The 13,586-nt window shown below is 36.6% G+C and carries 5 protein-coding genes; all 5 read left to right on the top strand.

Features of this window, described 5'->3' with window-relative positions:
• Positions 1–3: 3 nt before the first annotated feature.
• Entirely contained in the window at positions 4–1,008 is a 1,005-nt protein-coding gene (locus LNP22_RS14785; protein ID WP_229974141.1) for a chemotaxis protein CheB, read from the top strand.
• On the top strand, positions 900–3,374 hold the full coding sequence (locus tag LNP22_RS14780) for a CheR family methyltransferase (RefSeq protein ID WP_229974140.1): 2,475 nt from the start codon (positions 900–902) through the stop codon (positions 3,372–3,374). Before LNP22_RS14785 ends, LNP22_RS14780 begins: the two co-directional genes overlap by 109 nt.
• Before the next feature lie 248 nt (positions 3,375–3,622).
• Positions 3,623–6,553 carry a triple tyrosine motif-containing protein gene (locus LNP22_RS14775; RefSeq protein ID WP_229974139.1) on the top strand — a complete coding sequence of 977 codons (2,931 nt, stop codon included), beginning with the start codon at positions 3,623–3,625 and terminating at the stop codon, positions 6,551–6,553.
• A gap of 216 nt (positions 6,554–6,769) precedes the next feature.
• The gene (locus LNP22_RS14770; protein ID WP_229974138.1) at positions 6,770–10,735 is read left to right on the top strand and encodes a family 16 glycosylhydrolase; all 3,966 of its coding nucleotides are present in this window, start codon (positions 6,770–6,772) and stop codon (positions 10,733–10,735) included.
• A 178-nt stretch (positions 10,736–10,913) separates the two neighbouring features.
• Positions 10,914–13,583 (top strand): beta-1,3-glucanase family protein, encoded by a 2,670-nt coding sequence (locus tag LNP22_RS14765; RefSeq protein WP_229974137.1) that lies wholly within the window; start codon positions 10,914–10,916, stop codon positions 13,581–13,583.
• Positions 13,584–13,586: the final 3 nt, after the last annotated feature.

The raw sequence follows: 13,586 nt of genomic DNA, 5'->3' as shown, positions 1-13,586 counted from the left end.
ATCATGTATACGCAGAAAAATATCTTACCAAAGGCTACTCGCCAAGACTTTCCTATTGTAGGTATCGGCGCTTCGGCAGGAGGACTTGAGGCTTTTAAGGAGCTTATTGACACAATTCCTCTCGATTCTGAAATGGCGTATGTCATTGTGCAACATCTGCATCCGACGCACGATAGTATGCTGACGGAAATACTTGCGAAAGTGGCTAAAATTCCGATAAACGAAATTACCGATGAGATTCATCTGGCGCCCAATACGATTTATGTTATTCCAGAAAATAAAATGCTTACTTCTTTTGATGGGGTTTTAAAGCTAAGTCCACGTCTTAAAAATACAAAAAATCAGGCTATAGATGTTTTTTTTAATTCTTTGGCCGAAGTTCATCTTGATCTGGCGTATGGCGTATTGCTTTCAGGAAACGGATCTGACGGAACTGCGGGACTTGAAGCGATCAAGAAGCACGGCGGAATTACTTTTGCTCAGAATATTGATGCTGCAAATAACGAAATGCCGCAAAGTGCCATAGACGCTGGCGTGGTCGATTATATTTTGTCGCCGGCTGAGATCGTAAAAAAAATGATCGAATTCTCAAAAGCAAGAAATTTAATCAGCGAAGAAAACAATCCCGATGATGAAGCAGCATTTCAAGAAATCATTAAAATACTGCGCCATCATAGCGGAGTAGATTTTACCTATTATAAACAAACCACAATTCGTCGTCGTATTGCCAGAAGAATGGCAATGTGCAACATGGAAAATTTGGCAGATTATCTAAAAATGCTTCAGATTGATAAAAATGCACAAGAAGATTTGTTTAAGGATATGCTAATTCCTGTGACGGAGTTTTTTAGAGATGACAAAATATTTGCGACTCTGCGCGAAAAGGTTTTCCCTTTGATATGCACCAAAGTTGCCGAAGAAAACACGATACGCGTTTGGGTGGGGTGGCGGGATGCTCTACAGGAGAAGAGGCTTATACGATTGCCATCTCACTTCATGAATGTTTAGGAGATAATTTGGCAGGAAAGGAAATTCAGATTTTTGCTTCAGACATCTCAGAAGTTGCAATAGTCAAAGCGAGAACTGGTTTTTATACAAAATCTCAGGTAAAAAATGTTCCAGAAAACATTCTGGAAAAGTATTTTACGCCAACTGTAAACGGCTATAAATTAAAAAGGAAAATTAGGGATATTTGCATATTTGCTGTTCATAATTTTTTGACTGATCCTCCTTTTGCCAAAATGGATTTAATTAGTTGCAGAAATGTATTCATTTATATGGATTCGCTTTTGCAGAAAAAGTCCCTTACCACTTTTCATTATGCTTTAAAAGAAAATGGTTTTTTACTTTTAGGAAAGTCAGAAACTACCGTTCCGGCTGGCGAATTATTTCAGTCTTTCGATAAAGCCGCAAAAATTTACAGTCGTAAACAAGTTTCTGGTAGAATTTTACATTCTGGAGTAAGGTCTGACGAAAAATCTAAAATACCAAAGACACCCATTAAAAGAAAAGAAATACCTAAAGAAGATTTTAGAAAAAGTGCCGAATTGGTTTTGCTTTCAAAGCATACACCGCCAAGCGTTATTGTTAATGAAAATTTGGATATTGTACATATTAATGGCGTTATTACAGAGTTTATAGCGCTTAATCCGGGTAAACCCTCTTTTAATCTCTTAAAAATGGCTCGCGATGGATTGGTTTTTCAACTGCGTAATGCCTGTCATAAAGCCAAAGAAACGGGTTCGCTTATTATAAAAGAGGGAATTCAGATTAAAAATAAACAAAATATCAGCGAAATAACTATTGAAGTTCAACCTTTAGAAGATACTGCAGAGCCTTATTTTTTAGTGATTTTTCGCAAAAGCAGCAGTAGAAAGGAAGATATCATTTCAACCGCGGCTGCTTCAGATGATCCTCGGAATACTGTTTATCTGAAAAGAATTGAACAGCTCGAAAAAGAATTAGCAAAAATACACGATGATGTAAACGCTATAAGCGAAGAGCAGGAAGCTTCAAATGAAGAATTGCAAAGCGCCAATGAAGAATTATTGAGCGGAAGTGAAGAACTGCAAAGCCTCAATGAAGAGCTGGAAACTTCTAAAGAAGAATTGCAGTCGAGCAATGAGGAGCTTTTGCAAATAAACCAGGAGCTCTTAAATAAACAGCTGCAAATTAATATTTCAAAAAATTATACCGAAGCCATTGTAGCGACTCTTAGGGAACCTATTGTGGTGTTGGACAATGATTTAAGAATACGAAACATTAACCGGGCGTTTTCTAACAAATACAATATTGCAAAACATGAAGCCACCGGTAAATTGCTTTATGAGATTCAGAATCATCTTTTTGATAACATTCCGATGCGCGCAATGTTAGAAAAGATACTTCCCGAAAAAATACAGCTTGACGATTACCAGATTTCTGTAAATCTTTTGCCTTATGGCGAAAGCACGATGTTGTTAAACGCCAGACAAGTAACCAACGAAACCAGTAAAGAACAGCTGATTTTGCTGGCTATTGAAGATATTACAGAACGAAAAATTACAGAACAAAGATTACAGGTACTAACGGATGGTCTTGAAGCAAAAGTACTCGAGCGTACGGTAGATTTATTAACATCAAATACCGAATTGGAAAGTACGATAAAAGACCTAAACGACGCCAATGTTCAGTTACAGGAATATGCCTATATAGCAAGTCACGATTTACAGGAACCTTTGCGTAAAATATTAATGTTTATCAGCAGGCTTTTAGGTTTGAAAGAAAATATTTCTGAGGAAGCACTTCTTTTACTCGAAAAAATCAGCAAATCTTCGATTAGGATGAATACTTTGATTAAAGATTTGCTCACATATTCGTATCTAAAAAATACAGAACGAAGATTTGTAGTGACAGATTTAAATGTAATTGTCGAAAACATTCTTATTGATTTTGAACTTTTAATAGAGGAGCAAAATGCTCAAATTGAAGTAGGTAAATTGCCTGTTATCAAGGCTATGCCGCTACAGATGAATCAGCTTTTTTATAATTTGATCAGTAATGCACTAAAGTTTAGTAAAAATGATGGCTCGATATCCAAAGTAGAGATTAGTTCGAGCCAAATGACTTCTAATGAAATTAAAAAGTATCCTACTTTAGACCTGCATGCCCGCTATTGCGAAATTATCGTCAAGGACAATGGCATTGGTTTTAAGCAGCAATATGAAAATAAAATTTTTACTATTTTTCAAAGATTGCATAACTCTGATGTCTATAACGGAACGGGTATTGGTCTTGCTATCGGAAAGAAAATTGTAGAAAATCATAAGGGAATTATTTTTACCGAAGCGAAAGAAAACGTGGGAGCAACATTTCACATCATATTGCCGATGTAAGTTTATTTTTATCACTTTATTTATTGATTTACAGATTTTTTATACAGAATGTAATTTGTTGCATTAAAATAAAATTTTATATATTTGAATTTAGATATTCGTTTTTTTTATGATTTAAAATATTGAATTATCAGTATTGGTGTTAATAAATAAACGATTTGTCTCGCTCAGAAACAGCTTTTCCCAAAGAAGTTGTTTTTTGATATTGTGGTTTCAATAGCCACAAATTAACCTACAGACAAAGCCAAATGACGAATTTTATACTTAGATTTTTAGTTGTATGCCTATTTATTTTCCCTTGTTTAGTCAATGCTCAAATAAAAAAAATAGGGGTTCCCTTTATTACCAATTATAGTCCGAAAACCTATAAAGCTGCTTCAGAAAATTGGGATGTTTTGCAAAATTCTAAAGGAATGATGTTTTTTGCCAATCATTTCGGAATCATGCAATTTGATGGTGTGCGATGGAGTATTGTAACGCAACCCGAAAATAAAAGCATGATTCGCTCGCTCGCCATTGACAAAAAAGATGTTATTTATGTGGGCGCTCAAGGCGAATTTGGCTATGCGGCTCAATTATCAAACGGCCAATATAAATACACTTCTTTAGTAAAATTATTTCCAAACTTGGCCAAAAAATTTGGCGATGTTTTGCATACGACTGTTGTAAATGAGGAAGTGATTTTTTTCTCTAACGAAAAAATATTTATTTTTAAGAATAACAAAATCAAGGTCATAAAGTCGGATTCTAGTTTTGACGAATTTTTTACTATTGGTATGGATAGTTATGTTTTGGATAATGCCAAAGGCTTGCTAAAACTCAAAGGCGATGCTTTGCAACCCGTCACTGGCGGACAACAGTTTGTGGGCATGAATATTCGAAAAGCTCTTGCAACGAAGGAAGGCATGCTCTTACTCACACAAAAAAACGGACTTTTTATTTTTAAAAACAATCAAATAAAGCCTTTTGTAACCGAGGCAGATTATTTATTAAAGCAAAACCAAATCTCTACCGGAATTTTACTTCCCGATGGTTATTATGGCATCGGAATGCGTCAGGCTGGTTTGGTGGTGATTGATAGTCAAGGGCATTTGATTCAGCATATTAACAAACAAATGGGTTTGCAGAATGAATATGTGACCAATCTTAAAACCGACAAAGAAGGCAACTTGTGGGTAACGCTAAAAGAGGGTATTTCGATGATTCAGATTTCATCACCCTTGTCAAGAATATTAGATACTTCTAATTCTGAAACCAAAATTTATTGCAGTCAGATTTATCAAAATAAATTATACATCTGCACCGATAATGGTTTGCTTTGGCTCGATTGGGAGGCATATAAAAGTGGAAAGCAAGAAAATGTACACTTTCAACACATTTCTGGAATGTCTGAAAATGTCTGGAATATTGGGGTTTACGGCAATTCGCTTTTGGCTTTTGAAAAAAACGGTATTTTCGAAATAAAAGGAAATTCTGCTCAATTACTCACAAAAACAAATGGTGCCTGGCAAGGGATAATTATTCCAAAACATCCAGACTTGCTTCTTGTTGGCGGTTATACGGGTTTGTATCTTCTAAAAAATATAAATAAAACATGGGGATATCAAACAAAAATAAAAGGATTTGATGAAAGCAGCAGAGTCATTGTAACCGATAGAGATGGAAACATTTGGGTGGCTCACGGATACAAAGGTATTTTTAAACTAAAATTTAATAAAAACTTTGATACGGTTACAGATTATGATTTTTACAACCAAAAAAATGGTTTTCCATCGAGTTTGTTTCTGAATAATTTTAGCATTGACAATCAGATGCTTTTTGGAACCACAAAAGGAGTTTACAAACAAGATCCAAAGTCGAAAAAAATGATTCCTGATGCCACTTTTAAAAAATATCTCGGCACAGAAAACCATATTCGCCTGCTCAAGGAAGACCATCAAAATAATATTTGGTATGTATCCGGCGACAATACAGGGAAGATGAGCAGGGAGGCAAATGGCAAATTTACTACAGAAGAATTGCCTTTTAGAAAATTAAGATATTTGTATATTCCGGGTTTCGAAAACATTCAAACAACAGCAAGCGGAGATGTATTTTTTGGCACGCAGGATGGTTTAATTCATTATAAAAAGAACGGAAATAAAAGTTATCTTTCTAAATATAAAGCTGTCATCTCGGAGGTAAAATGTATTTTTCCTAAAGACAGTCTGCTATTTTCAAGCAGATATGATGTGTTGCCAACTCATAATATTTCTTCGGGCGATCAACTTTCTCCTGTTTTGTCTCATGCTAATAACGCTTTACATTTTTCGTTTGCATCTTTGTGTTATGACGAAGCCGATGCTACAAAATACGAGTATTGGCTGGAGGGTTTTGATCCCAAATGGTCGGATTGGAATCTTCAGACTGAAAAAGAATATACCAATTTGCCCGAAAATGAATATGTTTTTCACGTTAGAGCAAAAAATCTATATGATGTTGTAAGTGATGAGGCTGTTTTTAAGTTTCGAATTTTACCGCCTTGGTACAGAACAAGCTGGGCATACCTGTTGTATTTGGCACTTTTTTGTGTGTTGATTTATGCTATTATCAGATACCAAAAAAATCTTGCAGAACGCGAACGCGAACAATTGATCCTGAATCAGGAAAAAGAATTGTTGCGAAATCGTGCCGCATTAAACGAGCAAAAATTAGCATTAGAACAGGAGAATATGGCTATTATGCGTGAAAACCTTGAAGCTACCATCAATTTAAAAAATGCAAAAGTGGCTTCGAATACCGTAAATCTTATTCATTTAAACGAAATTTTACTGTCTATCAAGGAACTTATTGGTAAAATCGACAAGAAAAATGATGCGAATGTAAATTTTACTTTACTCACAAAAATAAATCGGATAATTGATCATGAGTTGCAAGGCGATCAGCATTGGAATGAGTTTGAAGAAATCTTCAATCAGCTTCATGATAATTTTATGCAACGACTCAAAACCAGTTTCCCAGAACTGACACCTCGAGATATGCGTTTGTGTGCTTATTTGCGAATGAATTTCAATACTAAAGAAATTGCACCGCTTTTAGGAATCTCCGTAAGAGGCGTTGAGGACACCCGATACCGCATTCGAAAAAAATTACAGCTTCCTTCAGACGCCAATATTACTGAGTTTATTCTTAATTTTTAGTATTTTATTATTAAGTATAATCTCAGGTACTTCTACTTATTTTGAATGCTTATTACTACATTTTTTTACAAGTACCGTAGTCAAACCGTACCTAAAAACAAGACTTCTACCTATTTTATTTGTTAATATTGTATGTTGTTAATAAAATAATAGTCTATTTTTTACAAATAGATCAATTATGGAGCTAGCAGACTTTACTAACAAAAAAATAAAAAAATGAAACAAAAAGACTCCTTTTTCGGACAACCACCGAGAAGTAATTATGCTTTACGAAAAAGATTTATTATTCTTACGATTTTGATTTTTTCGTCTTTTCTAAAAATGAGTGCGCAGTGTAATACTCTTATTTGGTCAGACGAGTTTAATGGTACAACAGTCGATGCACTGAAATGGCAAAGCATTTCAGGAAATGGTTGTCCTTCGCTTTGCGGATTCGGAAATGCCGAAGCGCAACGCTACGATCCTAATCAGGCGACAATAGTAAAAGAAGGAACAAACAGTTATTTGAACATTCAGGCCAAATATGAGCCGAATGCGCAATTTCCGCAACAACCTTATGCCTCTGCAAAATTAACTACAGAAGGAAAATATGCTGTAAAATACGGAAGAATAGAAGCCCGAATGAAGCTATCATCAGGAATGGGAGCGTGGCCTGCCTTCTGGATGTTGCCAGAGGGAGGATCTGGAACTTGGCCATTTACAGGCGAAATTGATATTATGGAAGCCAAACACAGGAATCCACAATCTGTAGATGGAACCATTCATTATGATGCTGGCGGTTATCATTATACAGGTAGAAGCTACGCATCTCCAACCGATTTGTCTACAGAATTTCACGTGTATGCAGTAGAATGGGCACCCAATAGTATCAAATGGTTTATTGATGGTAATTTATTTCATACCGCAACACCTAATACAACCGTAAACGGTGGATGGCCTTTTAACGACAGACCGTTTTACATCATTCTGAATCTTGCAGTAGGAAGTGCTGGAACGCCTTACACAAGTGTAAATGGTGCTGGAGTAGCACCAATTCCGGGAGATTTTCCAGCAAAATTGCAGGTAGATTACGTTCGTGTTTACAGCGGCAGTTTTACGTATGGTGTAACTGGTGATGCAAAAGTATACAACAATGAGACCAATAAAACTTATTCTATTAACACAATTGCCGGAGCAACCTATAATTGGACAGTTCCTGCGGGAGCAACAATTACTTCAGGGCAAGGAACGAATACAATTACAGTAAATTGGGGAACAACTGGAGGAGATGTTGCTGTAGCGACCAGCGTTTCTGGTTGTTCAGCTAACACTTACAAACTGGCTGTAACCACAGAAGCACCTTTACCCGTAGAGAGAATTTACGAAGATTTTCAATCCAATAGAAATATTGTTTATGGAAACAAAACCGGTGTTCTGAGTGAAGCTATTGCAAATCCGTCGGCTACAGGAATTAATACATCACCTTTGGTAGGAAGATATGTTCGTAACTCATCTGAATTGTATGATGTTATGAATATTAAAAATGTAGTGATCAGTAATGCCAATGATTACGTTTACGGTCGCAAAAAGATTTCTTTTGATATTTATACTTCTGCTCCCGTAGGTACTAAAATCTCGATGCAACTCGAAAATAGTCTGGTTACAACAGCCATTAATTTTCCTTCAGGAAGACACAGTGGTTACAAAGCCACCACTACCGTACAAAACAAGTGGGAGACTATTGAGTTTGAATTCGAAAAAGTAATCGATCCCAACACAAGTGCCCTTTCTATCAATACTGTAGTTTTTCTTTTCGAATCTAATTCTAATGCTGGAACTACTTATTATTTTGATAATCTACTTACAAAAGCGGCTCCTGAAAAACCTGTTATTGCTACTGATGTTTTGCAAAATTATGACGGTATCAATAGAATTATCAAGGGTACTACTACCGGAACTTACAGTGTAGTAGCTAATCCTGGTGCTAATTCGGTAAACGCTTCTGCGAATGTGGCAAGATATGTTCGAAATGTAACCGAGCAATATGATGTTTTATTTTTTAATACACAAAGTACGATTGAAGATGCGGGGTTATTAAAAAATCAGACCAATAAAATTATGATTGACGTCTATACTTCTGCTCCTATAGGAACTGTTGTAAGTATGAATCTAGAGAATAGCGCCACATCGCTTCCGGGTAATTTTCCAACGGGAAGAAATAGTAATTATGTTGCGATTACTTCAAAACAAAATCAATGGGAAACCCTGACTTTTTATTATAATTCAAGTCCGGACGCAGGAACATCGAACTTAGCGATCAATCAAATGGTTTTGTTGTTTAACTCTGGTTCTTATACCAGCGATACGTATTATTTTGATAATATTAGAATTGGTTCAACCAAATTGCCGGATACTTTTACGCCGGGAGTGGTTTACGAAGATTATCAAAATACACACAATATTACTTTTAGAGATGCGATCGGAACGTATACGCCAAACATTGCAAATCCGAGCGCAACCGGAATTAATACTTCTTCAAATGTTGGAAGATATGTTAGAAAATCAACAGAATTATACGATAATTTTTCTTTCAACACGACTTTAAATAATATTGGAGATTTCAAAAGCGGAACTAAAAAATTTGCGATGGATGTGTATACTTCAGCGCCAGTAGGTTCTGTTATTTCATGGCAGGCAGAAAGCAGCGCTTCAATTCCGTCTAACTTTCCGGTAGGAAGACACAGCGTTTATCAAGCGGTTGTAAAACAAACCAACACTTGGCATACGCTAATTTTTACGTATGCAAGCGCACCTGACGCCTCAACATTAAATAGCGAAGTAAATCGTTTTGTATTCTTGTTTGAGCCGGGAACCAGTTCTGGAAACACGTATTATTTTGATAATATCAGAGCGGTCAATTTAGTTTCTACAGAAAATCCGCCAGCGACATTGCCATCTCCTTGGGTTAGTACAGATTTGGGAGCTGTAACTCCGGCTGGAGAAGCAACTCACAGTAACGGAACTTTTACAATAAAAGGAGCAGGTACAGACATTTGGGAGTCAAGTGATCAGTTTCAGTATGTTAACCAAGCGATAACAGGTGATGCCGAAATTATTGCCAAAATAAATTCGTTAACCAATACCAATACCTATGCAAAAGCAGGTGTAATGTTCCGCGAAACACTTACGCCAACTTCTAAACATGCTATGACAGATGCCAGTGCAGGAGCAGGAATTGAATTTCTATCCAGAAACACAACAGCGGGAATAACAATTTTTGAAGGAACTGGCGGTGCGTCTCCAAAATGGGTTCGTTTGGTAAGATCAGGAAATACATTTACGTCTTATTCATCAGACAACGGTACAACATGGACACAAATTGGTACGCCAAGAACGATCGGCATGGCCAATACTATTTATGTGGGTATGGCGGTGACTTCTCATGCCAACGGAACATTGGCGACTGGAGTTTTTAGCGATGTCATTGTTAGAAATATTACTTCAAACAACAACGTCAATTTGGCTTTATCAAAACCAACTGTTGCTTCTACAGAGGAGAATGCTACTTACGCTTCGGCGAAAGCCACAGATGGAGATGCCACAGCCTCAAGATGGTCGAGCGGTTTTGCCAATGCCAGCGAATGGATTTATGTTGATTTGCAAAGCAATTACACTATCAATCGTGTGGTTTTGAAATGGGAAGCGGCTTTTGCAACCCAATATAAAGTGCAAATTTCTACTGATAACGTTTTTACAGAAAACGAAACAGTAAATACGCAAACGGCCAGCGATGGCGGAACAGACGATTTGGTCGTGAATGGAACCGGAAGATACATCAGAATTTTATGTACCACAAAGGCCTTGGCTCCATACGGATATTCTCTTTTTGAGTTGGAAGCTTATGGAACTGCTTCTACCGCTAAAAAAACAGCAACAATTGTTGAGGAACCGCAAGTAGAAACCGCAGTTTTTGCCATGTATCCTAATCCAGCAAGTAATTATGTTCAGGTTTTGGTACCCGAAAAATTAGATCATAAAGTGATCACAATTTTTGATAATTCGGGAACTCAGATTATCGAGTACAAAATGGATGCTGACAATAACGAAAGCCTGATCGATATAAGCAAACTTTCTAGAGGAATTTATATTCTGAATTTTAAATCGGATCAAAAAAGCTGGACCAAAAAAATGATTAAGCAATAATTATAATCCGTTGGGTGTGATTTGTTTAAAAATAAATGTTCTTGTTATAAATAAAACTGGAATAAAATTTAAATGGATAGCACCAATAATTACACCTGACGGATCAATAAAGTCATCATTTCTAAAAAATGGCTTTATGATTTCAAACCTATTTACGTAACCCCAAAATAACTTAAATATGAATAAAATTAAATTATCAGCAATTTCCTTTCTGATGACACTATTTCTGGTGTTGTCAAACTCTATGTATGGGCAAGGTGCCATACCTTTTACAATCACGAATAATTCTACATTTAATGATAACGAATTATATGTGGCGATTGTAGGTATCGATTACAACACAGGTAATCACGTTTGGGTCAATGCCAAAACGAGTCAGGTTTTACCCATGAGCTCTTCTTATAATACGGTTACGGGCCCAACAATTGGCGGGAATACCGGACCAGGACAGAACTCTAAATATGCTAATTGCTTTACCAAATTAAGCGAAATTCCAAATAAGACTTTTACATTGCCTTTAATCGCAGGCTGTAGAGTTTTTATCGCCAAAGGACAGCAATTGTATTTTTACTTTTTTGGCGCTAATGGTGCTCCTTCGGGATATACTTCTCCAAATCCGTTGAATGTAACCGATCCTAATCAGGGTATTTTATATGAAATCATTGAACTTACCAATAACCAATACGGTTTCTTTGGAAATCCTTCAAGAGTAGATTCGTATAAATATCCAATGGGACTGGAATTATTTGGTGCCAATGGTTATCAGAAAAAAGTAGGGGAGTTAAAAAAACACTCCGAAATTGTGGCGGCTTTCAAAGCCAATGTTCCCTCAGAATTTCAAGGTTGTGTAAATGATGCTACAGGCGAAATTACAGCACCATCCAAAACTCCTGCTTTTGCAGATGGAACAGGAGGAACAAGTGTAGGTCCTCACGCCAATTATTTAAAATCATACATTGATGCAATCTGGAATAAATATAAAAACGAAGATTTAATATTTTATGCAGGTGATGCAGGTGTTTTTAAAGGAAGAATTATTGGAGAACAGCTTCAAGTAGTAGGACAATCCGGTGGATTTACGGGCCGTACGGGTAGAGTGCAAAGCAGACCTTCGACTCAGGAAGCTCTTGAAGGCAAAGGTGTTTTAGACAGAAGATTGGTTGACGGAGATTTGGATCTGGTTATTCAAGCTCAGTTAACTGCGGCAATTAACAGACACATGGTAAATGTTACTACACCCAATCCGGGACAACAAAACTGGTACAATGCGTCGCAATTTTACCAAGCCAATCCAACAAATCATTATTCTAAATTCTGGCATTTACCCGGTATAAGTGTTGATAATCTGGCGTACGGATTTGCTTATGATGATGTAGCCGATCAATCACCTTCATTACATTCGCCACAACCAACAAAAGTGATTGCTGTTTTTGGAGGATACGCAGGATTAGTACCTTCTGTACCCGCTACTACAGATGTAATTACAGCTTATAAAGATTGTAACTATACCGGATTTTCTGGCGGATTAACTATAGGAGATTATAACTTGGCCCGATTAAAAACGTTAGGAATCGAAGACGATGCTATTTCTTCGCTAAAAATTACTAAAGGTTTTCAGGCGATTTTGTATCAAGATGATAATTTTGGCGGAGCTTCAACTGTCATCAATTCTGATAATTCTTGTTTGAATACTACTTGGAATGATAAAGTAACTTCTATCCGAATTTTGGCAAACGGAACCACTACTTTAGGAAATACGACTTATTACCTTCAAAACAGAAACAGTGGTTTAAACATGGATGTTTGGAATGCCAGTACGGCTAACGGAGCCAATGTAGCGCAAGGTGTTGCCAATAATAGTAACAACCAGAAATTTACTTTTACTCATTTGGGTGATGGTTTGTATAAAATTATTGTCAACCACAGCGGACAATCATTAGATATCAAAAACTTCAGTAAAGAAAATGGTGCCAATGTAGAGCAATATCCATACAATGCAACAACAAATCAGCAGTTCATATTGGTTTCAACAGGTGACGGATTCTATAAAATCGTTGCCAGAAATAGCGGTAAAATAGTTGAAGTTGGTGGCGCAAGCACTGCCAATGGTGCTAATGTGCAACAATGGGATGACAACAACCAGACTTGTGGTCAATGGAAATTGATTCCAGTTACCACTTCTTCAACATCTGTTTTAATACAAGCCGAAGATTATTCTGCCATGAATGGAATTCAGCTTGAAGCAACCACAGACACAGGTGGTGGTTCGAATGTTGGTTATACCGAAACAGGTGACTGGTTGGCGTATAACGCTATTAATTTTCCAACAACAGGATCTTATTTAATCGAATACAGGGTAGCAAGTGCCGTAACTGGCGGTAAGTTATCTTCAGATTTAAATGGAGGAACTATTGTTTTGGGTACTGTGGATGTACCAAATACCGGAGGATGGCAAAATTGGCAGACAATCTCGCAAACGGTAAACGTAAATGCAGGAACATACAATTTTGGTATTTACATTCAAAATACGGGTATGAATATCAATTGGATCAAAATTACTAAAGTTGGCGCTGGTTTAAACGCTAAAACAGTTGCTACAACAGTAGAAGAAGAACCAGTTGAAATGACTCTAAATGTCTACCCAAGTCCTGCAGAAAATACACTTTTTATCACAGCTGATGTAACTGAAGGAAATGTTAAGATTGTAGATTCTCAAACAGGAGAGGTAGTGGTGTCACAAAAAAGCAATAACAACAGCATAGATGTTTCGCGTTTAAAAGCAGGAATTTATTTGGTTGTTTTTGAAAAAGATGGTAGAAAAACGGTTAAACGTTTTATAAAAAAATAGTTT

The organism is Flavobacterium flavipigmentatum, assembly GCF_020911905.1.
In the GTDB taxonomy this organism is placed as follows: domain Bacteria; phylum Bacteroidota; class Bacteroidia; order Flavobacteriales; family Flavobacteriaceae; genus Flavobacterium; species Flavobacterium flavipigmentatum.
Note: the sequence above shows the minus strand (reverse complement) of the source record. Positions and strands in the feature narration are given on the sequence as shown.